This is a genomic window from Halomonas sp. LES1 (genome assembly GCF_031846005.1).
Taxonomy (GTDB): domain Bacteria; phylum Pseudomonadota; class Gammaproteobacteria; order Pseudomonadales; family Halomonadaceae; genus Halomonas.
Genome location: NZ_JAVRGC010000007.1, coordinates 20,764 through 43,797, shown reverse-complemented (window position 1 = coordinate 43,797; position 23,034 = coordinate 20,764). Strand labels below are relative to the sequence as shown.

Annotated in this window: 20 protein-coding genes; 12 read left to right on the top strand and 8 right to left on the bottom strand. The window is 60.5% G+C overall.

What is annotated here, in order from left to right; translation table 11 throughout:
* The first annotated feature begins 163 nt into the window (after window positions 1-163).
* Window positions 164-430: a DksA/TraR family C4-type zinc finger protein gene (locus RM463_RS14090; RefSeq protein ID WP_195688396.1), complete on the top strand. Its 267-nt coding sequence runs from the start codon at window positions 164-166 to the stop codon at window positions 428-430.
* 195 nt (window positions 431-625) lie between these two features.
* Window positions 626-1,300 carry an SDR family oxidoreductase gene (locus tag RM463_RS14085; protein WP_311430338.1) on the top strand — a complete coding sequence of 225 codons (675 nt, stop codon included), beginning with the start codon at window positions 626-628 and terminating at the stop codon, window positions 1,298-1,300.
* Between the two features lie 372 nt (window positions 1,301-1,672).
* Here RM463_RS14085 and RM463_RS14080 read toward each other — a convergent pair whose 3' ends face one another.
* From RM463_RS14080 to RM463_RS14070, 3 genes are all read right to left on the bottom strand, one after another.
* Window positions 1,673-2,536, bottom strand: coding sequence for an SDR family oxidoreductase (locus RM463_RS14080; RefSeq protein ID WP_311430337.1), 864 nt, complete (start codon window positions 2,534-2,536; stop codon window positions 1,673-1,675).
* Window positions 2,537-2,589: 53 nt separating this feature from the next.
* Window positions 2,590-2,961 carry an antibiotic biosynthesis monooxygenase gene (locus RM463_RS14075; RefSeq protein WP_311430336.1) on the bottom strand — a complete coding sequence of 124 codons (372 nt, stop codon included), beginning with the start codon at window positions 2,959-2,961 and terminating at the stop codon, window positions 2,590-2,592.
* A 302-nt stretch (window positions 2,962-3,263) separates the two neighbouring features.
* Window positions 3,264-3,455 carry a DUF3008 family protein gene (locus RM463_RS14070; RefSeq protein WP_195688392.1) on the bottom strand — a complete coding sequence of 64 codons (192 nt, stop codon included), beginning with the start codon at window positions 3,453-3,455 and terminating at the stop codon, window positions 3,264-3,266.
* A 142-nt stretch (window positions 3,456-3,597) separates the two neighbouring features.
* On the opposite strand from RM463_RS14070, the gene thpD reads away from it, so the two are divergent.
* Window positions 3,598-4,521, top strand: coding sequence for an ectoine hydroxylase (thpD, locus tag RM463_RS14065; RefSeq protein ID WP_311430335.1), 924 nt, complete (start codon window positions 3,598-3,600; stop codon window positions 4,519-4,521).
* A gap of 101 nt (window positions 4,522-4,622) precedes the next feature.
* The gene (locus RM463_RS14060; RefSeq protein ID WP_195688391.1) at window positions 4,623-5,477 is read left to right on the top strand and encodes an SDR family oxidoreductase; all 855 of its coding nucleotides are present in this window, start codon (window positions 4,623-4,625) and stop codon (window positions 5,475-5,477) included.
* A gap of 60 nt (window positions 5,478-5,537) precedes the next feature.
* Here RM463_RS14060 and RM463_RS14055 read toward each other — a convergent pair whose 3' ends face one another.
* Complete coding sequence (locus RM463_RS14055; RefSeq protein WP_311430334.1) at window positions 5,538-5,675, bottom strand: hypothetical protein; 138 nt, start codon at window positions 5,673-5,675, stop codon at window positions 5,538-5,540.
* Window positions 5,676-5,901: 226 nt separating this feature from the next.
* On the opposite strand from RM463_RS14055, the gene RM463_RS14050 reads away from it, so the two are divergent.
* From RM463_RS14050 to RM463_RS14035, 4 genes are all read left to right on the top strand, one after another.
* Window positions 5,902-6,915, top strand: a complete 1,014-nt coding sequence (locus RM463_RS14050; protein ID WP_311430333.1) for an NERD domain-containing protein — start codon at window positions 5,902-5,904, stop codon at window positions 6,913-6,915.
* 350 nt (window positions 6,916-7,265) lie between these two features.
* On the top strand, window positions 7,266-9,347 hold the full coding sequence (locus tag RM463_RS14045; protein WP_311430332.1) for an AAA family ATPase: 2,082 nt from the start codon (window positions 7,266-7,268) through the stop codon (window positions 9,345-9,347).
* Entirely contained in the window at window positions 9,344-11,194 is a 1,851-nt protein-coding gene (locus RM463_RS14040; protein WP_311430331.1) for a UvrD-helicase domain-containing protein, read from the top strand. Before RM463_RS14045 ends, RM463_RS14040 begins: the two co-directional genes overlap by 4 nt.
* A 300-nt stretch (window positions 11,195-11,494) precedes the next feature.
* Window positions 11,495-11,833: a hypothetical protein gene (locus RM463_RS14035; protein WP_311430330.1), complete on the top strand. Its 339-nt coding sequence runs from the start codon at window positions 11,495-11,497 to the stop codon at window positions 11,831-11,833.
* A gap of 166 nt (window positions 11,834-11,999) precedes the next feature.
* On the opposite strand, the gene RM463_RS14030 is transcribed toward RM463_RS14035, so the two are convergent.
* Window positions 12,000-15,314 carry an AAA family ATPase gene (locus tag RM463_RS14030; protein ID WP_311430329.1) on the bottom strand — a complete coding sequence of 1,105 codons (3,315 nt, stop codon included), beginning with the start codon at window positions 15,312-15,314 and terminating at the stop codon, window positions 12,000-12,002.
* The gene (locus RM463_RS14025; RefSeq protein ID WP_311430328.1) at window positions 15,311-16,639 is read right to left on the bottom strand and encodes an exonuclease SbcCD subunit D C-terminal domain-containing protein; all 1,329 of its coding nucleotides are present in this window, start codon (window positions 16,637-16,639) and stop codon (window positions 15,311-15,313) included. Before RM463_RS14025 ends, RM463_RS14030 begins: the two co-directional genes overlap by 4 nt.
* A gap of 238 nt (window positions 16,640-16,877) precedes the next feature.
* Between RM463_RS14025 and nfi the strand changes: the two genes are divergently transcribed.
* From nfi to RM463_RS14010, 3 genes are all read left to right on the top strand, one after another.
* Window positions 16,878-17,585 carry a deoxyribonuclease V gene (nfi, locus tag RM463_RS14020; RefSeq protein WP_311430327.1) on the top strand — a complete coding sequence of 236 codons (708 nt, stop codon included), beginning with the start codon at window positions 16,878-16,880 and terminating at the stop codon, window positions 17,583-17,585.
* A 90-nt stretch (window positions 17,586-17,675) separates the two neighbouring features.
* Complete coding sequence (locus RM463_RS14015; protein WP_311430326.1) at window positions 17,676-18,245, top strand: DUF1415 domain-containing protein; 570 nt, start codon at window positions 17,676-17,678, stop codon at window positions 18,243-18,245.
* Between the two features lie 73 nt (window positions 18,246-18,318).
* Entirely contained in the window at window positions 18,319-18,744 is a 426-nt protein-coding gene (locus RM463_RS14010) for an OsmC family protein (protein WP_299231182.1), read from the top strand.
* 132 nt (window positions 18,745-18,876) lie between these two features.
* Here the strand turns inward: RM463_RS14010 and RM463_RS14005 are convergent, their stop codons facing one another.
* Together RM463_RS14005 and RM463_RS14000 are read right to left on the bottom strand one after the other, a co-directional pair.
* Window positions 18,877-19,569 carry a gamma-glutamyl-gamma-aminobutyrate hydrolase family protein gene (locus RM463_RS14005; protein WP_311430325.1) on the bottom strand — a complete coding sequence of 231 codons (693 nt, stop codon included), beginning with the start codon at window positions 19,567-19,569 and terminating at the stop codon, window positions 18,877-18,879.
* Complete coding sequence (locus tag RM463_RS14000) at window positions 19,566-20,573, bottom strand: amidoligase family protein (RefSeq protein WP_311430324.1); 1,008 nt, start codon at window positions 20,571-20,573, stop codon at window positions 19,566-19,568. Before RM463_RS14000 ends, RM463_RS14005 begins: the two co-directional genes overlap by 4 nt.
* A 94-nt stretch (window positions 20,574-20,667) precedes the next feature.
* Here RM463_RS14000 and RM463_RS13995 point away from each other — a divergent pair, with 94 nt between their 5' ends.
* Complete coding sequence (locus RM463_RS13995) at window positions 20,668-23,022, top strand: mechanosensitive ion channel domain-containing protein (protein ID WP_311430323.1); 2,355 nt, start codon at window positions 20,668-20,670, stop codon at window positions 23,020-23,022.
* Window positions 23,023-23,034 lie beyond the last annotated feature (12 nt).

Here is a 23,034-nt window from a genome sequence, read left to right as displayed (position 1 = left end):
CCAGAATGCCACTTCATTTAGAGTGCCAGGCCGGCCACGGTTGCCCGTGGTCGGCCTTTCTCATATCTTGGGATTACTGGGTAGTGCCGTTGAGGACAACCCAGTCCCGCCTTCCCGTGCTGAGCACTCAATGGCTTATGTATCGATATGGGGGTAATGCATCATGGCCGGTGGTTGGACTCGAGATGGAGCCGTACAGGATCAGATTGACGCCACCGTGGAGGAGGCGGTCGAAAGGGCGCGGACCAGCCTGAGCAGCGGTGAGAGCGCCGAGTTCTGCGTGGAGTGTGATGCACCCATCCCGGAGGGAAGACGCAAGGCACTCCCGGGTGTGCAGCTCTGTGTCGCATGCCAGTCGAGCCTGGAGGCCAAGGGGGTGGATGTTGCTGCCATCAACCGGCGGGGCAGCAAGGATAGCCAGCTCAGGTGATCAGCGCCACGTCCGGCAGGGGGGGAATGGCTTGGTGCTTCGCCTTCCACTGCAGATCGGCCGAACCTGGATGGGAGCGATGGCTAGACAGGTAGGCCCTGCTTGAGCGGGCAGGCTTGAAGAGCAGGGCAGAGCCCCCACCTACCGTCATGTACTCACACGTCATGTACCCACACTTCCTGCTCTGGAGTTGATATGTCATCTAGCGTACTGATCACCGGTGCCAACCGTGGCGTCGGACTCGCCCTGGCTCGCCATTACCATGCCGCCGGCTGGGCGGTGATCGGCGTGTGCCGCAGTGGCGGCGAGGAAGCGGCCGAGTTGCGTGACATCGCCGAGACCCTGATCGAGGGCATCGACGTGACCCGTGAGGAGGACGTGACACGGCTGAAGCAGGAGCTGGCGGGCCGCCGCCTCGACCTGCTGATCAATAACGCCGGCCTGTTGCAGGATGAGGTGCTCGGCGAGCTCGACTTCGACTCCATCCGCACGCAGATGGAGATCAATGCCTATGCACCGCTGCGCGTGACCGAGACGCTGCTGGACAATCTGGGGGAGGGCGCGAAGGTCGCCAATATCACCAGCCGCATGGGCTCCATCGCCGATAACGATTCCGGCGGGCGCTATGGCTACCGTGCCTCCAAGGCGGCGCTCAACGCCTTCGGCAAGTCGCTGGCCGTGGACCTCAAGCCGCGGGGTATTGCCGTAGCCCAGATTCACCCGGGCTATGTGCAGACGCGCATGGTCAACTTCGGCGGCATGATCAGCGCCGAGGAAGCCGCCACGGGCATCGCCCAGCGTATCGAGGCGCTGACACTGGAGAACAGCGGCGGCTTCTGGCACAGCAATGGCGAGACGCTGCCCTGGTAACCACGGCGGAGTCGACTGGCGCTTGTTGCTTAGGTTCAAGGGGTAGTCGCGCCGGCCGCCTGAGCGTGTTGCTCGCCGCTCGACCCAGCCACAGGCTTGGGCGGCATAGCCCGCGGGGTCGAGATCCAGGCGAGCCTCGAGGCCATCCACCTACCGCCTGGGGTCAGGACCGCGCCCGAGGCAAAGACATTGGCGTAGCCGCCGAACGGCACGCCAAGGTCGACAAGCTCGTCCATGGAGGTGGTGACTGCCTCGGGCACCGAGCAGTTGATCAGCACTGCCGAGGCCCCCACAGCCGCCACCGATCGTGACGCCGCGGCTTCCGGCCACGATCAGGTCGCGATGACCGGTGGTTCCCTGGTGAAGAGCTCTCTACTCGCGTTCGTCCCGGGTCGAGCGCAGCAGCACCCGGTCCATGCCCCCGGTGCTCAACACCCGCCTGAGTACCGCGAACAGATGGGTAGGCAGCGTGACCGCATAGCGCGGCCGCGGTCGCTTGCTCTCCAGGGCGTGGATCAGCTTCTCGACCACCGCCTCGGGACCCAGGGTGAAGGGGGCCTTGCCATCCTGGCTGGCGAGGCGCGCCTCCACCTGCCGATAGGTGACGGCGTGGGCGCTATGGATGGGGTCGATGTTGGCCTTGAAGGCGCGATAGGCGTTGTCGCGAAAGCGGCTGGTGATCGGCCCCGGCTGGATCAGGCTGACATGGATGCCGCTGCCGACAAGCTCCTGACGCAGGGTGTCGGTCAGGCCTTCGAGAGCGAACTTGGAGCATACATAGGCGCCGCGATAGGGCAGGGCGGCGAAGCCCAGCACCGAGCTGTTGTGCACGATGCGCCCGTGACCCTGGGCGCGCATCATCGGCAGTACCCGTGTGGTGAGCTCGTGGGTACCGAGCAGATTGGTTTCCAGCTGAGCCCGCAGCACCTCCCGTGACAGATCCTCCACCGCACCGGGCTGACCAAAGGCACCGTTGTTGAACAGTGCCGTCAGTCGGCCACCGGTACGCTCCTTGACCGTTGCCACCGCGGCCTCGATGGAGCTGCTGCTGTCTAGATCGAGCCTCAGGGCCTCGAGGCCCTCCTCCGCGAGCCTGGCCACATCCGCCTCGGCGCGGGCCGTGGCGAACACCCGCCAGCCCCGGCCCATCAGGGCATGGGCCGCGGCATGGCCAATACCGCTCGAGCAGCCGGTAATCAGGATGCTGCGTGGTGGGGTCTCTTGTGCAAGGGCCATGCGGTTCTCCCTAGCGACCGGCGAGCGTGATCAGTCCGAGAGGCCGGTCCATGTCACGCCTCCTTGAGCCCGGCCGCGCTCAGGTCCGGCGCATCGAAGTCGGCCGGCTCATCCGTATAGACGCAGACGTTGGCATCTTCGATATCGCCGTCCTCAGCCTCCAGGTGGGTGGCGAAGAACTCGCGGATCTCGCGGCGCTGGCAGTGAGCCTCGAAGGCCGCCCGGTTGGCCCACACCTCATGGAAGACGATGGGGTAGCTCGTGCCCTGGGCGAAGGGGTTGTCGATCTGGCGGGTCACGGTGTAGTGCAGGCAGGCATCTTCGCGGTGGGCGTTGGGCTCCAGCGCCTGGAGGGCGCGAAACACGGCGTCTTCCCGCCCGGGCCTGGGCTTGAAGCTGGCGATGCAGTAGATCTTCTGTGACATCGATGGTGTCCTGTGTGGAGATGTGCGCAGACGATACCATCGCCTGCCCCGGCGGCATAATCGCGAGTGCCGCACGCGCTGAGCCTGCGTTGTAGGGTCTGCCAAACTGCCGTATCAACACGGCGGGGCGCTGGAGCAGGGTCCTACCTGTCCCCGTAGTTGTCGCCTAAACGAATTGAGAGGTGATCAACGTGCGTTACCCCACGGAGAGCAAGGAAGCCATCTCCAAGAAAACAAGCGGAGAGCTCCGAATAGACGGAATAGATGCCTTCACCAGCGCCGAGGCGCCTGTAAGGAACGGGTCACTCCGACTGTTTGTTGTGCTGCGGCTTGCCTCGGCGCTGAGTGGCAGCCATCTTTTCCAGCTCCTCCTCGCTCATGGAGTCGTACATCGATCTTGCTGCTCCGTCGAGATCGCTGACTTTCTGCTCGCCGCGCCGGGCTGCCAGCGCCGCACCAGCCGCCATTTGCTGAGCCTTTGATTTTGCCGGCATGTTGCTTTCTCCTCTGCTGTTCAAGGTGTGTTGCCACTCCTGAAGTAAAGTATGCAATATCCAACAGGATGGCAGCAAAAGGTTGATGAGGCCTTAGTTTGTGGACTAGATTTATACCTCGGATAACTCAGGAGGAGGAGCTATGCGTGATATGCAGGATCTTTTTCCGACCCGTTTGGAACGCAAGCTGGGCATGTTCGAGCGCATTGATCCCGTCGTTCACAGCGATGACGGACAGCGCGTGAGTGGACCATTGAGCCAAGAGGAACTGGATGAGTTCGAAGTAAATGGCTTCCTCTCGTTCGAGAATTTCTTCGATAGGGAAGAGATGCAGGCCTTTATCCAGGAGCTGCGTGAATATGAGGAGGACGAGGACCTGAAGCTCTCGGAGGGTGCCGTTCTGGAGCCGGGCAAACAGGAAATTCGCTCCATCTTCGGCATTCACACGATCTCCGAGCGCTTTAGCCGCCTGACACGGGACCCGCGGCTTTTGGCCATGGTCCAGCAAATTCTCGGCAGTGATGTATATATCCACCAGTCGCGCATCAACTATAAGCCGGGCTTTAAAGGCAAGGGCTTTAACTGGCACTCTGACTTCGAGACCTGGCACAGCGAAGATGGTATGCCGCGCATGCGCTCCCTGAGCTGCTCGATCATTCTGACCGACAACGGTGAATTTAACGGTCCGCTGATGCTGATCCCCGGCTCTCACAAGTACTTTATTCCCTGTGTTGGACGCACCCCCGAGAACAACTACAAGGAATCGCTCAAGAGTCAGGAAATCGGCGTGCCGGATGCCGCGAGCCTGAAGACAATGATGGTGGAGAACGGTATCGAAGCGCCCAAGGGCGACTCAGGTTCGCTTGTGATGTTTGAGTGTAATACGCTCCATGGCTCCAATATCAACATGTCCTGTTGGCCGAGGAGTAACCTCTTCTTCGTCTACAACAGCGTAGAAAATACTCTTCACGACCCTTATTGCGGCAACAAGCCGCGCCCGGAATTTCTTGCTGCGCGCAAGGACTGGGAGCCCCTCAAGCCCGTAAGCGACAGCAATCGTTCGTAGCTGCAAATAGGGCGGCGTAGTCGACAGCGCGGAACCCTAACTGCCGCCTTCTTCCGGCGAGAGGAGCGATTGTTAAAGATGTAAAGACGGAGGGCTTATTCATGTCAGAGCGTAAACAACCCCCGCAGCAGCAATCACATCAGCCTGGCGCGGAGCACAAAATGCATCCGGAGCCCGAGTACATTCGCGCGAGTTACCGGGGAAGCGCCAAGCTCAACGATAAAGTGGCCGTGATTACCGGTGGCGATAGCGGTATCGGTCGTGCGGTTGCGCTGCATTTCGCCCGCGAAGGCGCTGACTGCGTGCTTATCTACCTGGACGAAACCCGCGATGCCGAAACGACCCAAAAGCTGGTCGAGGCCGAGGGGCGGCGCTGCCTGCTGCTCCAGGGGGACGTGGGTGAGTCGACGTTCTGCCGGGAAGCGATAGACCAGTCTCTCGCGACGTTCGGCAAGGTCAATATCCTGATCAACAATGCCGCTGAGCAGTATGACTGGGACGATATCACCCAGATACCAGATGATCAGCTTCTGCGCACTTTTAAGACCAACATCTTCAGCCACTTTTACCTGACCAAGGCTGCTCTGCCCCATATGCAGGAAGGTGACAGTATCATCGCCACCTCTTCCATCAACGCCTTCAAGGGCAACGATACCCTGATCGACTATTCCGCCACCAAGGGCGCGATACAAGGGCTGGTGCGCTCTTTGGCGGTCTCGCTGGTCGATCAGGGCATCCGCGTCAATGCGGTAGCGCCCGGGCCGGTCTGGACACCGCTGATACCTGCCAGTTTCGATGCCGAAAAAGTTGCGGGCTTCGGCGGCCAGGTGCCTATGGATCGTGCCGGACAGCCCAGCGAGATAGGCCCGGCCTATGTCTACCTAGCCAGCGAAGAGTCATCCTATATGACCGGGCAAACTCTCCACCTTAACGGGGGCGTCGTGCTCAACACTTGATAGTGTGCAAAGTGGCTCGCCGCGATGTGCTTATTCACATCGGCGAGCCTTTTTTTACTTCTACTGGCTCACCAGCCTTGCATGGCTGGTGCCATTGTCCCGAGGCGCCACCTGGATCTGCATCGGGATGCGCTCGTGCATCTCCTGTACGTGGGAGGTCACGCCGACCCGGCGGCCCAGGGCCTTGCCCGTCGCCACGACGGCCTCGATGGAGGAGCTGCTGTCGAGGTGAACCTAAGGGCCCCGAACCCTCATCCTCGAGTCTGGAGCATCCGCCTCGGCGCGGGCCAGGCGGTTTTAGTCCACCTTGCGACCATTGCATAGCTGGCCCTCAGGCCACTTTGTTGTCAGGCTATCGGTTTACATAATGTTGCCAAGCGACAGTGAAAGCCCGGTAGCCGGGTCGGTTTTAAGGAATAAGTCTATGATCCTTAAGGAAAAGGATGCTACGCCAAACGGAAACGGCCGTGGCGGCGACGAGCGCGCCTTTTACGGTCACAAACAGGAACAGGACGTCGCCTTCCAGCTGCGTCGCGAGTTTGGCGAGCACAAGCAGATCCACGTCATCAACGACCTGCGTATTGAACACCGTGGCGAGCGTGCGCAGATCGACCATCTGATTCTTCATCCTTACGGTTTCATCATCGTCGAGTCCAAGAGCATCGCCGGCGAGGTGACAGTCAATGCCGCCGGCGAGTGGTCACGCAGCTATCAGGGCAACTGGATGGGGATTCCGTCGCCGATTCGCCAAGCGGAGTTACAGCTGGATCTTCTCAAGGCGTTACTGAGCGATAACGTCGAGCATTTTCTTGGCAAGCTGTTGGGTGTCCAGACTCAAGTTGCCCATCGGGAATGGCGTACGCTCTGCGCCATTTCCAGCACCGCCATCCTTCATCGCGACAAGATGCCAAAGGATGTAGCGAGCAGAGTCGTGAAAACCGAGTTCGTGGCCAGCAAGGTGAAGGAGCTCGTGGGGAGTTTGAAAATAGGGTTTCTCAAGGGGCGGGCCGGGTTCTTCGTGGGAGAACTCGACAATATCGCCAATTTCCTGCTTGAGCACACCACCCAAGTAGGCACTGCCACGGCAGACGGCGATAGCGCCCCTGCCACGCCAGAACCGGCCGCTTCCGTTGCCGAGCCCGTGCCGAATTACTCGGTTACGCCGGCGCCAACTACCAGCTCTTCACCGACCGAGCCCCCTGCCCAGGTCCAAGGCTTGATGACCTGCAAGCAGTGTGGCGAGGCCAGTGGCCTCACCGGCATGTATGGTCAGTATGGTTACTACGTGAAATGCGGCCACTGCAGCACCAACACCTCGATGAAGCAGTCTTGCCCCGCCTGCGGCTGGAAGAGCGTACGCGTGTCCAAGGATGGCCCTGACTACACCGGAACTTGTCGGAAATGCACCCACCAGTTTCTGGTCTTTCGTCAGGAGTAGGGGGGGGAGATAATATGACAGCTATCGACCCAAAGCGGCCATGCCGGCAAAGGCAGCCAGTATGTTCACCGGTGTTATGCTGCATGCGCGGCGGTTGGTGTTATGTAGCCGAGAAGAACTTAATATTCTGTTATTTCAATGGCTTAGGTGATCTGCTGGCGCGTAGAATAACATTCTTTAACGCGCGTGCTCGTTCAAGTGGAATATCAAGCATGCTATATAATACAGCTGTTATACGGCACCGATCGTGGCCGTACTTTTGTCTCAGAGTGAGCATTGGTGTCGCATACCACTGAAGAAAAAAGTTATTTGGTAAAGACTGGTTGCCACATTCAATAGGGAAGTGAGAAATGAAGTTAGCTAAAGTCTTTATTAGGAATTTTCGTCGACTTGAAGAGGTCGAATTAGATTTCGAAGATTCGGAAACTGTTTTCGTTGGGCCAAATAATAGTGGAAAGACTTCGGCAACCAGCATATTTCGATGTTTTCTCTCTTCCAGGGATTTTAAGATTCATGATTTCTCGATAGAGCGCATCTCGGAGATTGACCATTATTCGCCTGAAGGAGATATTGTTTTTCCCACAATAGAGCTAGACCTATGGTTCGACTTTGATCCCGAGAATATCTCCTTTGGTCGTGCTTTTGCGTTGCTTTCAAGTGTCTCCATAGAAACATATAAAGTCGGCATGCGCTGCAAGTATGCAGTAGATGATATTGCTAAGTTATGGGCTGAATATGCCACCATTTTCCCAAGTGATGATGACGGTAACCGAAAAAGAAGCCTAAGCCACTTTTTAGGCCTTGATGGTAACTTCAAGAAACATTTTTCCGTTCAGTACTCTTCACTTTCACGTCTGGATAACGATGAGATTGAGGAAACAATACTCAAGCCATCTGATGGCAAACGCATATTGAATTCTTTGGTGCGAGCGGACTTCGTTGATGCCCAACGAAACATGAATGATGATGAGGAAGCTAGTCGTAGCAGTAAACTCTCCACCGCGTTTGCCTCGTTCTATCGCAACAACTTAGATCAAGCTGATATCAGCGATGCGGCCATCCAAATTATCGATGAGAACAACGAAAAACTCACGAAACATTACGATGAGAATTTCGGGAGTCTTATGGGTGTATTGGATGGATTGGGTGTGCCCGCAGCACATGAACGTCGTTTGAAGATAATTTCATCTATCAGTGCCGATGTCGCACTACGAGGCAGCACAGACTTAATCTACATAGATGCCGAAACTGCTCATGAACTTCCCGAGGCATATAATGGATTGGGGTTCAAAAACTTGGTGCTAATGGCGATCCAGATCCGGGATTTTCAGCTGCAGTGGTTGCAAACCCTAGAGGACCGGCCATTATGCCACCTAATCTTTATCGAAGAACCCGAGGTCCATTTACACGCTCAGGTTCAACAAACATTCATCGGTAATATATGGAATATTCTTAACAATCTCGATGAAGATGGAATTGGTAGCCCGCAACTTGTTATTACAACGCATTCATCACATGTTCTCAATTCAGTTGATTTTGAAAAAGTTAGGTATTTTCGAAGATGTCATCGTTCAGATGAAGATCCTACTGCCTCTCAAATTCTACGCGTGTCAGAGATACATAACCTAAGAGACTTTCAAGCTTCAGCAGTCGCTACGGATGACGGTGAAATAGATGCGGATGCTGCTCTTGATTTTTTAAAGCGCTATCTAGCTCTGATCCATTGCGACCTATTTTTTGCTGATGCAGCAATATTGATTGAAGGCACTGTGGAGCGGCTTCTTCTGCCACAAATGATCACGAAGACATCACCAAACTTGAACACGAAGTACCTCACTACGCTAGAAGTTGGCGGGGCGTATGCTCATCGGTTCGCAGAACTAATGACCTTCCTGCACATACCCTACTTGGTTATTACCGACATAGACTCTGTGAAGCCTCCAGAGGGTGGCGGCCGAGCCAAAGCCTGCTGTGCCGTTGATGCTGGTGCAATAACTTCTAATGCTAGCCTCAAAGACATGTTCGTAGGAAAACTGTCGATCAGTGATTTCAATGAGATTTCTGCTCAGGATCAATCGCAGGCTGATTTTGACCGTTTTGTTGCTTTTCAGCGTCCAGTTGAAGTGGATTTTTTAGGTGAGAATATAATGGTTCATGGTCGAACTTTAGAAGAAGCATTCATCTATGAAAACATCCAAGTCTTTGGTGAAGGAGAAACGTTCAAAGGCGTTGTACTTCCAGCGAAAGCTGAAGAGTTGAACCAGTCAATGTTTGAGCTCATTCGAGAATCGAGCTTCAAGAAAACCGATTTTGCACTCACTGTCCTGTCTTCTGATGATTGGCAAGTACCTTTATACATCCGTGAAGGATTGGAATGGCTTGAACAGAGGCTACGAAGCCAAGATCAGGCAATTGAGGAGTCTGTCAAATGACCAAATTGCTCAAGCCGACTAAAGCAGATAAGGAAATCGAAGAATGCATTTTGGCCGCTCAGTCTTTTTCTGTAGTAGCAGGAGCCGGTTCTGGGAAGACAACTTCACTTGTGACGGCACTGAATTTTCTTCGTGATGAAGTTGGACGTGATTTAAGAAAAAATGGTCAGAAAATCGTTTGTATTACCTATACTAAGCGAGCAACTGCTGTAATTGAGGAACGGCTTGGGTTCGATGAACTTTATTTGGTTTCAACAATTCATAGTTTCCTTTGGAGTTCCATCGGCCGATTTACGAAAGATATTCGTATAGCTCTTCGTGATAACCTCATTCCAACCCATATCGCAAAAGCACGCGAAAAAGACAATGGTGGTAACTCTCAAACAGCCCATAGAGCACGCGCTCGAGTTGCTGAATTGACGGCAGAATTAGAACTTTTAGATCAAGTGACTACGTTTAAATACGATGAGAGCCAGTTTAGTAGCTTTTCGAAAGGGCAAATCGGTCATGATGACGTCATCGACTTAGCTGCATACTTGATATCCGAGAGTCCTATTTTGCAACGTGGGCTTGGCTTCCAGTTTCCCTACATTTTTGTCGATGAAGCGCAGGATACATTTGATAGTGTTATTGGCGCATTCAACACAATTTGTTCAGGTGAAGGTCTTCCGATGGTTGCCTATTTTGGTGACCCTATGCAACAGATTTATGATAATGGAGCCGGTGTATTTGATGGGCCTGAAGGGTTCCGGTTAATCGAGAAAGAGGAAAATTTTCGATCGGCTACCTCAATCGTTGCGCTGACTAATAAGCTTCGGAATGACATTCAGCAGGTGCCCGCTGGCGAAAGCGTCTTGAATGTAGGTAGTGTGCTACTGACCTTGATTGAAACAGAAGCACCTGCTGGGCCTCGTGGAAGATATACCCCCGAACAACTAGACCAGTCTCTATCGAAATTCGATGAAGCCCTGCAATACATCGGTTGGCAGAATAATGAGGGAGCTAAAAGACTGTTCTTGGTGCGACAGATGATTGCAAGACGTCTTGGGTTTTCATCACTACAAAATCTATTTACGGGAGAATATGCCTCGAACAAAGCACAAGATGAGTATATCGATGGGGACCATTTCTTAGTTAAGCCATTTATCAAATCGCTATGCCCTTTGATAGCTTCACTACAGAGCGGCAACAAAAAACAGATTGTCAATATATTACGGGAAGAGACACCTGCTTTCGATATATTGGGCATAAATAAGGATCGCCCTCTTAAGGAGATGCTAGATAGTGCTCATAATCTTGTGACCGAGCTTTCCGAAATGTGGACAAAACGTCCAATTGGAGACATCTTGAGATATGCAAAAGAAAATCGACTTTGCAATATTTCTGACCGTTTGGCTGAAACATTAGATAGAGAACCAAGAAATGAGGCTTACGATAAGGCAATTCACGCTGAAGAAAAGTCTGATTGGTTAGCCGACGAATTTTTATCAATGTCAACGAATGAGCTCCTCCCATACTACGGTTTCGTTTCTGATCACACGGCACTCAGTACTCAGCACGGATCAAAAGGGGAAGAATACGAAGATGTCTTAGTTGTTTTTGATGATATTGAAGCCAGCTGGAACATGTACAGCTTCAATAAGCTTCTGACGCCCGCTGCTGCTGGAGATGGCACAGAAGGTCAATTAGCTCGCAGCAGGAAATTGGCATACGTTTGTTTTTCACGAGCTCGGATGAATCTAAGAATATTTCTTTATTGTCAGGATGCAAAAGCGGCTCGTGTTGCACTCGTCGAAAGTGAGTTGTTAGATAGCGAGCAGGTGCAAATACTGCCTTCGAAGAGATGAATAAAGTTAGCTCGAGGCCGCTTAAAACACCGTATAACAAGTTGCTGCACGCGGACACATACTGCTACGCTCGTTTTTGTGTATCGCTGCGCTCTACTTTACACAAAAACGTTCTCCGCAGTATGTGCCGGTGAGCAAAGCGTTGTATGAGGGAGTCCTGAAGGACCGCTTATGGCCGCAAGGAGAATTTTAGACTATTCTAAAAAATGAATGCGGTAGGGCACGGCGCCAAAATGAATGTTTAGAAATAGGAAAGATCCCTAACTGTACCCAGAGTTTTTCTTGTGCGTGAGGTGGACTATGAGGATTTTAGTTTTCACTAATGTGTGTTTGTTTTTTTTGTTAGCCTCACCATACTGTTTTTCTGATGATCAATCAGAATTATCTTCTTCACCAGAGGAGCTTGGGAAAGCTCGGATTGCTGATGTTCCGACTTACATAGGTTTTAAATATTTCTCAGGAAACTTGGGTGGTTCTGGAAATTTTCCTGCTATATATGCTCATGGTTATAACGGGGGTAAGGGCGTGACTGTAACTGGGAAAGGATATCATAGAACATTTACTATCGAAGATTGGGGTGATGCTTTGCGTGCTTACAAGGCACTTCTTGAACTTAGTGGCTACGAGATTAGAGACTAGAGCGTGGCTTGGTTAAGTCTAGCTTTAATGTTGTTGAGCTATCATATAGATGTTCTTTTTCATTTTTCTGAATGACAGCTTATGGCCGAAAGTTACCTACTCGATGCAGGTAAAACCGGCTCGCTGACGATGAGTTTATCCACCTTAGCGAGCCGTTTCTCTACCTTTACTGGTTGACTAGCTTCGCCCGGCTGGTGCCGTTGCCCTGAGGCTCCACCTGGATCTGTACCGAGATGCGTTCGTGCATCTCCTGCACGTGGGAGATCACGCCGACCCGGCGGCCCAGGGCCTGCAGGCCATCCAGTGCTTCCATGGCCAGCGCCAGCGACTGTGGGTCTAAGCTGCCGAAGCCCTCGTCGATAAATAGCGACTCGATGGTGAGCTCGCCCGAGGCCATGGAGGCGAGCCCCAAGGCGAGGGCCAGCGAGACCAGGAAGGTCTCGCCGCCGGAGAGCGAGTGCACCGAGCGGCGCTCGTCGGCCATGTCCAGATCCACCACCAGCAGCCCCAGCTCGCTGCCGCCGCGAACCAGTCGATAGCGGCGGCTCAGGCCCGCCAGATGGGCGTTGGCGTGCTCGAGCAGCTGCTCCAGGTTGTAGGCCTGGGCGATGCGCCGGAATACCTTGCCGTCGGCGGAGCCGATCAGCTCGCTGATACGCCCCCAGCGACGGTACTCGGCCCGGGCGGCCTCCAGTTCGCTCTGCCCGGCCTGCTGGCGCTCGCGCCGGCGATCATCATCGTTGAGTGCGAAGGCGGCCTCGTCCCGCGCCTTCTGGGCCGCCTCCAGCCTGGGGGCGAGCTCGGCCTGGGCCTGTTCCAGTGCTTCCTGGCGTCGCTGCAGCTCGGCGGTCACGGCCTCGTTCAGCAACGCCTGGTCGTTGCCTTCAAGGCTCTCGTCCTCGACCAGCTCCTGTCCGCGGCGATGATTCAGCAGGGCGGTGCGGCGCTCCGCCAGCGTGGCGGTGGCGCGCTGGCGCCGGGCATCGGCTGCCTCGATCCTCCGCTCCTCCTCGCGAGCCGCTTCTTCTGTCTGGGCGAGCAGCCGGGTGAGGGTGGCATCGGTCAGCTCGGGATTTGCCTGGCGCCAGGCGTCGAGCTCCTGAGTCAGGCGCTGTTGTTCCCGCTTTTGCTGCTCCAGCTGTCTGGCCTCGTGCTCTGTCTGCTGGGCAAGCCGCTGCTGCTCACGCTGGGCCTGATGCAGCCGGGCCAGGGCGCCGTCATAGGCCCGGCGGGCGCTCTCCTGGTGCGCGTCGAGTCGCTGCTGCCAGGCGTCGGGCGAGGCGTGTTCGCCGAGACACTCGGCAAGGGTCCGCGCGAGCGTGTCGCGTTGCTGGCGCAGCGGAGGCAGCTGGGCGTCGAGCTCGGCCAGCCGCTTGGTGGCGCTGGTTGTTTCGGTCTCCAGGCGGGCCAGCGCGAGCTGCCCCTCGTGGAGGGCCTTCTCCAGTGGGGTCAGTTCGGCGCTGGCGCGGTTCAGGGCTTCCAGCGACTGGCGCTGCCGGTGGCGCTGCTCTTCGCTCTGCCGGCGCTGGGCCTGTAGCCAGGCGTCGCGCTCGGGTTCGTCGATGGCCTCGAGTTCCCCGCAAAGCGAATGCCTGGTCAGCGCCTGGAGGGTGTCGTCGCGCCACTGTTCGGCGGCCTTGAGGTCGTGATTCAGCTGCTTGAGGGAGCGTTCCAGGGCGCGATAGTCGCCGACCAGCTCATCGCGTTGCTGCTGGGCGGTATCCAGGGCGCTGCGCGCCTCCTCCAGCTGACGGCTCTCCTCCTGCTGCTGGGCGACGAGCTGGGCGGCCTCCGGCGTTGACGGCGGGTGGTGCCGCCAGGGGTGGTCGAGGCCGCCGCAGACCGGGCAGGGAGTGTCCTCCTCGAGGGCCTCGCGCAGGCGTATCACGCTCTCGCTGCGCACCGCGCGGCTGCGTTCGACCAGTGCGGAGACGGTGGTGAAGTGTGCCTGGGTACGGTCGAGGCGCTCACGGGCGGCCTGACCCTCTGCCAGCAACTTGTCGCGGCGGTCGCGCTCCTGCCCCAGCTGGGTGGCGAGCCTCTGGTGGGCCTGCTGGGCGCGAGTGAGCTCCTGCCAGCGGCTGCCTAGCTCCTCCAGGGCGAGATGACGCTGGGCCGCCCGGTCATGGGCCTGCTGGCAGGCCTGGCGGGCGGCGTCGAGGTCGGTGTGAGTGCCCATCAGCTCGTGTAGCCTTGCCTGCCACTCGTCGCGCTGGCGCTGACGCTCATGCTGGCTGGCTTGGGCGTGACGGTGCTGCTCCGTGATGTCGTTGGCGAGTCGTTGCTGCTTGTCGCGTGCCGCTTGCAGCTCCTCGAGGCGCTGATCCAGAGTCGCCAGGCTCTGGGCCTGTTCGCGGGCCTGGCGCAGCTCGGGCTCGGCGCGGCGGTAGCTCTCACGCGCCTCGTTCATGGCCTGCTCGGCCCGTTCGAGCGCCGTGCCTGCAGTCTGCTGCTCGGCGTCGGCGGTGTCGCGAGCCGTGACGGTCCTGGTGTGGGTCGACTGCAGTTCGGCGATCTCGCCGGGCAGCTCGGCATGACGGGCGAGGGCATGGCGCTTCGGGGCGATCAGCCGACGCCAGTCACGGTCGGCACGCTGCTCGGCGAGGGCCTGCCACGCATGCTCGGCGGCCTGCTGCTCGGCATGGCCGTCCCGATAGCCTTCGTGCAGCCGGGCGTCCTCATGGAGCCAGCGTTGCTCGCTCTTGAGTGACTCCGCCTGCTTCTGCAGATCGTTCAGTGCCTGGCGGCTGACCTGGGCGGCGTGCTCCAGCTCGGCGCGGATCTCCGGCGTGGCGGGCAGGTCCTCGGCGAGCCGCGTTTCCAACGCCTCCACTCCCTTTCTTGCCTGGCTGGCGCGGTGGTAGGCGGCCATCGAGATCTCGGAGTATTCATGCGTGCCGGTCAGGCGTTCCAGCAGGTCGCTGCGGGCGTTGTCGTCGGCCTGCAGGAAGGCGGCGAACTCGCTCTGGGCGAGCAACACGGCGCGGGTGAACTGGTCGAAGGTGAGTCCCAGGCGCTCCGGCAGCAGACGATCGAATTCACGCTTCTGGGTCGTGAGCAGGCGGTCATCCTCGAGGTCGCGCAGCGACTGCTCGGCCTTCTGCAACTTGCCGGTGACCCTCTCCCTGGCGCGACGCACCGCCCAGCGGGCGCGGTAGCGGCGCCCGTCGCGGCCCATGAAGTCCACCTCGGCGAAGCCCGAGGCGGTGCCCCGGCGCAGCAGGGTGCGCGGGTCACTGGTGGTCAGCGTGGAATCTGGGGTGTCGTCGACCTGGCTGTCCCGGGCCGGTGCCTGGCGCAGCCGCGGTGTACCGCCGTAGAGCGCCAGGCACAGGGCGTCGAGCAGGGTGCTCTTGCCGGCTCCGGTGGGGCCGGTGATGGCGAACAGGCCGGCCTCGCCGAGGGGGGGCGTGGTGAAGTCGAGCTCGAGGGGGCCGGGCAGGGAGGCCAGGTTCTCCAGGCGCAGGGCGAGGATTCTCATGAGCGAGCCTCCTCGGTTGGTGACTGTTCAGCCAAGGTGTTGTCGTCCGAAGTGGCATCGGCGTCGAGCACGTCCTGGCGCAGGCGGTCGAAGTCGGCGAGCACGTCCTCCTCCGGCGGCTGACCCCAGCGTTTCTCCCAGGTGCGCTCGAAGAGCCGGCGCGGGCCCAGGGTCTCCAGGTCGACTCGGGCCCTCTGGTCGTCGTCTTCGACCCGGGGCAGGCGGCGCTCGAGGCGCAGCAGGCGCAGCGCCTTGCCCTCGAGGGCGGCCTCGACGCGGGCACGCAGATCGGGGGTCGGTGAGTCGAGCTCCACGCGCACCTCCAGCCAGGGCCACAGGTCTCTCGGCCGCTCCCGCCCCCGAGCGCCGGGTTGTGCATGGTCATCCTCCAGGGCCTCGAGCTCGGCCAGCACCTGCTCCAGCGGCGCGGGTCCGACGCGGTGCATGGCCACCGGGCGGGGCACGGGAATCGTCTGGATCTCATCCAGGGCCTCGCCCGCCAGGGTCACCTCCACCACCTGGTGGGGATAGGCCACCTCGCTGAAGTCCAGCGGCAGGGGGCTGCCGCTGTAGCGGATGCGTGCCTCGCCGACTTGCTGGGCGCGGTGCAGGTGGCCCAGGGCAACGTAGGCGATAGAGTTCGGGAACAGGGCGGCGGAGATCGACTCCTCGCCGCCGATCACGATGGGGCGCTCACTGGCCTCGGACACCGCGGCGCCGTGCAGGTGGGCGTGGCTCATGGCGACCAGCGCCTGGCCCGGCTCGCGGCACTTTCCGGCGGCCTCGATCAGCTGTCGGTGCACCCGGGTGATGCCGGCAACATAGTCGTTGGGGGTATCGTCGGGACCGTCGTCGTCGTTCGCCAGCGCCGCGCCGGTCACCTCGGCGGGGCGCAGGAAGGGCAGGGCGAGGCACCAGGCACGCGTCTCGCCCGAGGCGCCGGTGAGCGGCACCAGCAGGCGTTCGGCGTCGAGGGTGCCGTCGTCCAGCCAGCTGACCCGGCCCAGGGCGTGGGTGCGCAGGCGGCGCATCAGTGGGGCGGGTAGCTCGATGCGGTTGCCGCTGTCGTGATTGCCGGCAATCAGCACGATATCCAGGGCCGGCAGCCGCTCATGGGCGGAGACGATAAAGTTGAACAGCAGCTCCTGGGCGCGCAGCGAGGGATTGACCACATCGAAGAGATCGCCGGCCACCAGCAGGGCGTCGGCCTGACGCTCCTCCAGGGTGTCGAGCAGCCAGCTCAGGAAGGCGCGGTGTTCGGTGTGGCGTTCCTGGCCATGAAAGCTCTGGCCCAGGTGCCAGTCGGCGGTGTGAATCAACTTCATGGTGGTCTCCCTTTCCATCCAGCGTCCCGAAGGCGTTAGTCTACGTGACTCCAGAGCCGCTGTTCAGAAGCACGCTGAGGGTTCTCATCGGAGCTGACCTGGCGACAAGCCCCGGAGCGCCGGACCGACGAGGAGGCGCTGTGAACCCCTCCTTGGGCGCTACCGACGCCATCCCTGGCGTAGGACCTCCTCTTCGGCTTGTCTCCAGCGCTCCTCATCCTGTGGAACAGGAGTCCCCATGTCACTCAATCCCCTTCACGATTGGAACCTCGCCCCGGCGGCGGCTATCAGCCTGCAGAAGCGCCTGGCCGGGCGTATCGAACGGGAGGATCGCCTGGCCGAGGTGCGCCATCTCGCCGGCGTGGATATCGGCTTCGAACAGGGCGGCGAGATCACCCGAGCCGCCGTGGTGGTGCTGGCCTGGCCGCCGGAGGCCGGCGGTGAACTCTCGGTGGTGGAGCGGGTGGTCCATCGCGAGCCGACGCGGATGCCCTATATCCCGGGGCTGTTGTCGTTTCGAGAGGTGCCGGCGGCGCTGGCGGCATTCGAGCGGTTGAGCGTACGACCGGATCTGGTGATGGTGGACGGCCAGGGCATCGCGCATCCGCGGCGGCTCGGGGTGGCCAGTCACCTGGGGCTGTGGCTCGACCTGCCGACCATCGGCGTGGCCAAGTCGCGGCTGTGTGGTCGTCACGCCGAGCCGGGCGACGAACGGGGAGAGTGGACGCCGCTGGTCGACGGTCCTGACGATGAGGTGATCGCGGCGGTGCTGCGCTCGCGGCCCAGGGTGAAGCCGATCTTCGTCTCCACCGGGCACCGGGTCTCGTTGCCCACGGCCCTCGAGTGGGTGACGGCGTGTCTGCGGCGTACCAAGCTGCCGGAGCCGACTCGGCTGGCGGACCGCCTGGCCTCGCGTCGCGGGGGAGAGGGTGACCCGGCGCCATGAGCAGGGGAGGCGGTTGAGAGACCTACGGCCGACATCGAGGCGAGCCGCCGCTGCGCTATACTGCCGGCTCACTCCCCCAGCGAGCCGACCATGACCCCAGCCGTTGATCCCCTTGCCGCGACCCGCCAGTGGGTGGAGACCTTCGTGGTCGCCCGCAATATCTGCCCCTTTGCCGGCCGAGAGGTGGCCCGCGACACCATCCGCTATGTGGTACAGGATGCCAGCGACTGGGAGCCTGCCCTGCTGGCGCTGGTGGCCGAATGTGAGCGTCTCGACGAGACGCCCGGCATCGAGACGACCCTGGTGGTGCTGACACCGGGGCTAGCGGCCTTCGATGACTACCTGGATTTTCTCGAGATAGCGGAGGCGCTGCTGGTGGACCAGGGCTATGAAGGGGTCTATCAGCTAGCCAGCTTTCATCCGGACTACTGTTTCGCGGATGCCGAGCCGGAGGATCCCGCCAACTTCACCAACCGCTCACCCCTGCCGATGCTGCACCTGCTGCGCGAGGCGGGGCTGGAGCAGGCACTGGCTCACTACCCCGACCCCGAGGCGATACCCGAGCGCAATATGGCGGCGCTGCGCGAGGAGGGCCATGCTGGGCTCAGCACGGCCCTCGCCAGGCTGCGGGGGCAGATCGATGACGACTGGTTGCTGTAAGAGGCTCTCATCCCCATAGTCTATGGTGAAGGATGATCGACCGACTCACATGAGCCAAGTATAAGGAGACGTCATGAGCATCGAGAACACCGCAAGTGCACAGTGGAAGGGTAGCCTTAAGGAGGGGGGCGGCTCGCTCTCCACCGGTAGCGGCGCACTCAAGGAGACGCCCTATGACTTTCGCCGCCGCTTCGAGGGTGCCGAGGGCACCAACCCCGAAGAGCTGATCGGGGCCGCCCATGCGGGCTGTTTCTCCATGGCATTGTCGCTAGTGCTGGGCGAGGCGGGCTACACCGCCGACAGCATCGACACCCAGGCCAAGGTGACCCTGGATCCGGACAGCCTGACGGTCACCGATGTCCACCTGACCACCGTGGGCCGCGTGCCGGGTGCCGATCAGGCGGCCTTCGAGGAGGCGGCCAACGGCGCCAAGGAGAACTGCCCGATCTCCAAGCTGCTGACCGCCAGGATCACCCTGGAGGCGACACTGAAAGAGTGACGGAGCGCCTCTCCGGAACACTCTGCGAAACATAGTTACCGCCCTAAGCGGTAACTATCACGCCGGGGCTGCCGAATGGCGGTCCCGGCGTTGTTATCGTGGCCACCAAGACGCCGCCTTGTCGTCGTCGCCTCAGGCGGGGGATTCGGCCTCACGGCGGCGGCGCATTGCCGCCTTCGCCAGGGCACGGATCAGACGCTGCTGGGGGCGGTTGAAGATCAGCCACTCCGGGTGCCACTGCACGCCGATCAGGAAGTCGTGCTCGCGAGACTCGATGCCCTGCACCAGGCCATCGCGATCCCGGGCGACGATTTCGATGCCGTGCCCGGCCTGCCTGACGGCCTGGTGGTGCAGGCTGTTGATGCGACACCAGCTGACCCCCAGGATGCGATGCAGCTGGCTGTCCCCCACGATATCCACGGTCTTGCGCGGCAGCACGGTGCGGCGCCGCTTGAGCCCCTCGTGAGTGGTGTAGATATCCGGGTCCAGGGTGCCGCCCAGGTAGACGTTGATCAGCTGGGCGCCACGGCAGATGCCGAGCACCGGTGTGCCTCGGGGGATAAAGGTCTCGAGCAGTTCCAGCTCCAGCTCGTCGCGCTGCGGGTCGACACGCACGTCGATCTGCACCTCGGCGTCATAGAGGTGGGCCTGGATGTCGTCACCACCACCGATGATCAGGCCGTCGAGGTGTTCCGGCCAGGGCCTTGAGGGCGATAGTCGAAGAGGGCGGCCGCCGTGGCGCCATACCGCAAACCAGTCGAAGAGCCAGGCGGTATGACTCTTGCGATCCGAGGTGGTGATGCCGATCAGTGGACGCTTGCTCATGATGCCTTCACCCAGCGGCGCAGGTTCAGCCACAGCCGAGTGAGCGGCGAGCGGGTGTGCTTGGCCACATAGCCGGCGGAGCGGCGCCTGAGTGTGTCGGTGTCGGCGGCCAGCTTCTCCACCTCCAGCCAGCGGTTCCACTCGACCGCCGAGCCCCAGTCGGGCTGTGAGAGTCGCGCGTCGGGCAGCCTGTAGTGGAAGGTGGGACGCCCCTTGACCAGCTTGTTGCGAAACAGTCCATGGGGGTAGTCGGGCCGCAGGTGGGCGAACAGCGGGGTCATGTCGAGCTCGCGGTTACGGGTCGGGTTGTCGGCCAGATAGTCGCGGATCAGGGTATCAATATCCGGGGTGTAGTCCGCCGCCAGTATTTTCAGGGCGTAGGCCTTGGGAAAGGGGTTGGCGTGGGGCAGGACCTCACGGGTGATATCGACGTCGATCTGCTCACGCAGCCACTCGGCGGTGAGCAGATAGGCGCGCAGGTGGTCGAGCAGGCTGTCGACTTCGAGACTGGGGACCTCGGGGTTGAGGTGCAGACCGAAGCCATAGAGCAGGCTGTCGTCGGTTCCCTTGGCGCCATGCTTACGCAGCGCCGCGAACAGCGCATCGAGCTGTTCGAGTTCATTCCAGGGAATCGGTGGACAGACGATCTCGGTGGGCACCAGGCCGATGACCACATCGCCGATCAGCTCCCGGGCGCGGCTATGCAGGTCGACTCGCATCTGATGGCGGTGACGCTCCCATTCACTCTCGCCGCTGGGCATGGCATCCAGCACTTCCGTGTCGGGATGGGCATACTGGGTGTCTAGCTCGATGGTGAAGGTGCCCCAGCGAGTTTCTTCCACCTTGAGACGGTGGGGACTGAGCGCCTTGACCTCGCCGCCGAACAGGGCGCACACCACGTTGGCGGTATCCTGAGGTGGCAGGCCCGCAAACTCGATCTCGACACCCACGCGGCGGGTTTTGCCCTCGTGAGTCGTGGGCTCGGGTGGCGATAGTGGCGTCATGGCGGCATCCTGTGCGTCACATGGGAGCGTCTGGGAGCGTATCATACTGACCTCTGCCTACGGCGCCTCGCTTACCCATCGACATGGAGGTGTGATGTACCCCTACCGCTGCCCCGGCCTATACGCAACCACCTGGGCGTTACTGCTTGGACTCCTGCTGAGTCTTGCCGCCTGGCTGCTGCCCGTGGCATCCGCTCAGGCGCAGTCGGTCAACCTGCCGGGCCTGGTGACCTCCGCGGAGGATCAGCAGCAGCATGACCCCCAGGCCTTCCAGGAGTCGCTGCAGCGTATCATCGCCACCCTCGAGGATGCCGAGCGGCGTGGCCAGCTGCTGGAGAGCCTGCAGGACCTGCAGAGCGTGCATGGCGAGTCAGTCGAGGAGCACGGCATCGCCCCGCGGGAGGGACTGCTCGGGGCCCTGGCGGAGACCATCAGCGACCTGGGCCAGCAGGCCGAAGGGGACGCGTCACCGGTGGCACACTGGAAGGCGCAGCTCAACCAGGGCTGGCATGACCTGAGCGCCCTGGTGGCCGAGACCGGTAACGCCGACCTGATTCGCTTCACGATCGAAGCCATGGTGCTGTTGATGATCTGGGGTGGGCTGCTGGTGATCCTGATCGCCCTCGGGCGATTGCTGGCCAGGCGTCGCGGCTGGCCCCTGGACCTGCCCCGGGAGCCGCGTGCCTGGCTGCTCAGTGTGCACTTCCTGCGTCGCATGCTGCCCTGGGCCCTGGCCTTCGTGCTGGTGTTGGGGGTGGGCCAGCTGGTGCCGCCCAGCAGCGGGCGCGTGCTGGCACTGGTGGTGGCCTATGTCGCGCTGTGTGGTCGCACCCTGTCGGTGGTGGTAGAAACCTTTATCTCGGAGTTTACCCGGGGGCATCGCTTCGTGGCGGTACAGCTGGTGCAGAACCATGGGTTGCGTCCGTTGTTCGTGATCGGTGCCCTGGTGGCGCTGGGAGATGCCTTCAACTCCGGACGCCTCACCGTGCTGCTCGGTGTCGAGCTGGCCGGCCTGCTCTCGGTGCTGGCCAATATGCTGGCGGCGCTGCTCAGCGTGCGTTTCATCTTCCGGTTCAAGCGGCCCATCGAACATATCATCCGCAATCGGCCCTGGCGTGAGCGCCGCGAACCCGGTGCCAGTGCCAGTATCGTGCAGGTGCTGGGCAGCCTGTGGCACGTGCCCGCACTGCTGCTGGTGGGTGGCTCGCTGGTCGCGATCTTCGTGACCGGGGGTGACGTGGGCACCGCCCTGGCGCGCTTCATCATCTCGGCGGCACTGCTGGTGCTGGCACTGGTGGTCACCGGCCTGGTGCGTCGCCATGGCGAGCGGCGCAAGCGGCGTCAGCGCCGGCGTCGCGTCAGCCAGTATCGCGTGCGCCTCGAGCGCTTCGGGTATGTACTGGGCCATGTTGCGGCCTGGGTCGCCTTCGCCGAGCTGTTCCTGCAGGTGTGGGGCGGCTCGCTGCTGGGCGTCGGCAGCGAGGGGGTCGCCAGTGCCCGTATCGGCCAGGCGCTGATGGCCATCGCCCTGACCCTGCTGCTGGCCTGGCTGGCATGGATCTTCACCGACACCGCCATCCAGCGCGCCCTGACCAGTTCGGTGCGCTCCCGTAGGCGGCGTGTCAATCAGGCCCGTGCCCAGACCATCACGCCGATGATCCGCAACGTCATCTTCACCACCATCGTGATCATCGCGGCCATCGTCGGGCTGGCCAATCTGGGGGTCAATGTCACGCCGCTGCTGGCCGGTGCCGGTGTGATCGGCCTGGCGCTCGGTTTCGGCGCCCAGACGCTGGTGCAGGACCTGATCACCGGCATCTTCATCCTGATCGAGGACTCCCTGGCCGTGGATGACTTCGTCAAGATCAACGGCCATATGGGCACGGTGGAGGGGCTGACGCTGCGCACCGTGCGCCTGCGTGACCTCGATGGCATCGTGCATATCATCACCTTCAGCCGCATCGAGTCGATCCACAACATGTCGCGGCAGTTCGGCATCGCGCTGATGAAGATACGCATCCCCTACGCGATGCCGATCGACGACGCCATCACCCTGATGCAGGAGACCGCCCAGGCGCTGCGTCAGGACCCGATGATGCGTCACTACATCTGGTCGCCGCTGGAGATGCAGGGGATCCACGCCTTCGAGGATGGCTGTCCGATCCTACGGATGCGCTTTCGTACCGCCCCCGAAATGCAGTGGGACGTCTCCCGCGCCTTCAACCTGCTGCTCAAGCAGCGCATGGAGGCCCAGGGTGTCGATCTCGGCGTGCCACGGCTCAGCGTCAGCATGGAGGGGCGAGGTGGTGGCCGCCTGGATGGCGCCAGCGAGTACGGCGACGACCAGGCCAGTGAGCGCGATGCATCCGGTCGCGCCCCGGGGCGTGCCGGCATCGCCGACCCTCACCACCAGACGAGCAGCAGTGGCGGCTCGCCCGATCCGGGCTAGTCGCCCAGCCTA

What these genes read in the sequence shown, in the direction of transcription:
- RM463_RS14090 (WP_195688396.1), top strand. Translation starts at nt 164, where the DNA reads ATGGCCGGTGGTTGGACTCGAGATGGAGCCGTACAGGATCAGATTGAC.
- RM463_RS14085 (WP_311430338.1), top strand. Translation starts at nt 626, where the DNA reads ATGTCATCTAGCGTACTGATCACCGGTGCCAACCGTGGCGTCGGACTC.
- RM463_RS14080 (WP_311430337.1), bottom strand. Translation starts at nt 2,536, where the DNA reads ATGGCCCTTGCACAAGAGACCCCACCACGCAGCATCCTGATTACCGGC.
- RM463_RS14075 (WP_311430336.1), bottom strand. Translation starts at nt 2,961, where the DNA reads ATGTCACAGAAGATCTACTGCATCGCCAGCTTCAAGCCCAGGCCCGGG.
- RM463_RS14070 (WP_195688392.1), bottom strand. Translation starts at nt 3,455, where the DNA reads ATGCCGGCAAAATCAAAGGCTCAGCAAATGGCGGCTGGTGCGGCGCTG.
- thpD (WP_311430335.1), top strand. Translation starts at nt 3,598, where the DNA reads ATGCGTGATATGCAGGATCTTTTTCCGACCCGTTTGGAACGCAAGCTG.
- RM463_RS14060 (WP_195688391.1), top strand. Translation starts at nt 4,623, where the DNA reads ATGTCAGAGCGTAAACAACCCCCGCAGCAGCAATCACATCAGCCTGGC.
- RM463_RS14050 (WP_311430333.1), top strand. Translation starts at nt 5,902, where the DNA reads ATGATCCTTAAGGAAAAGGATGCTACGCCAAACGGAAACGGCCGTGGC.
- RM463_RS14045 (WP_311430332.1), top strand. Translation starts at nt 7,266, where the DNA reads ATGAAGTTAGCTAAAGTCTTTATTAGGAATTTTCGTCGACTTGAAGAG.
- RM463_RS14040 (WP_311430331.1), top strand. Translation starts at nt 9,344, where the DNA reads ATGACCAAATTGCTCAAGCCGACTAAAGCAGATAAGGAAATCGAAGAA.
- RM463_RS14035 (WP_311430330.1), top strand. Translation starts at nt 11,495, where the DNA reads ATGAGGATTTTAGTTTTCACTAATGTGTGTTTGTTTTTTTTGTTAGCC.
- RM463_RS14030 (WP_311430329.1), bottom strand. Translation starts at nt 15,314, where the DNA reads ATGAGAATCCTCGCCCTGCGCCTGGAGAACCTGGCCTCCCTGCCCGGC.
- RM463_RS14025 (WP_311430328.1), bottom strand. Translation starts at nt 16,639, where the DNA reads ATGAAGTTGATTCACACCGCCGACTGGCACCTGGGCCAGAGCTTTCAT.
- nfi (WP_311430327.1), top strand. Translation starts at nt 16,878, where the DNA reads ATGTCACTCAATCCCCTTCACGATTGGAACCTCGCCCCGGCGGCGGCT.
- RM463_RS14015 (WP_311430326.1), top strand. Translation starts at nt 17,676, where the DNA reads ATGACCCCAGCCGTTGATCCCCTTGCCGCGACCCGCCAGTGGGTGGAG.
- RM463_RS14010 (WP_299231182.1), top strand. Translation starts at nt 18,319, where the DNA reads ATGAGCATCGAGAACACCGCAAGTGCACAGTGGAAGGGTAGCCTTAAG.
- RM463_RS14005 (WP_311430325.1), bottom strand. Translation starts at nt 19,569, where the DNA reads ATGAGCAAGCGTCCACTGATCGGCATCACCACCTCGGATCGCAAGAGT.
- RM463_RS14000 (WP_311430324.1), bottom strand. Translation starts at nt 20,573, where the DNA reads ATGACGCCACTATCGCCACCCGAGCCCACGACTCACGAGGGCAAAACC.
- RM463_RS13995 (WP_311430323.1), top strand. Translation starts at nt 20,668, where the DNA reads ATGTACCCCTACCGCTGCCCCGGCCTATACGCAACCACCTGGGCGTTA.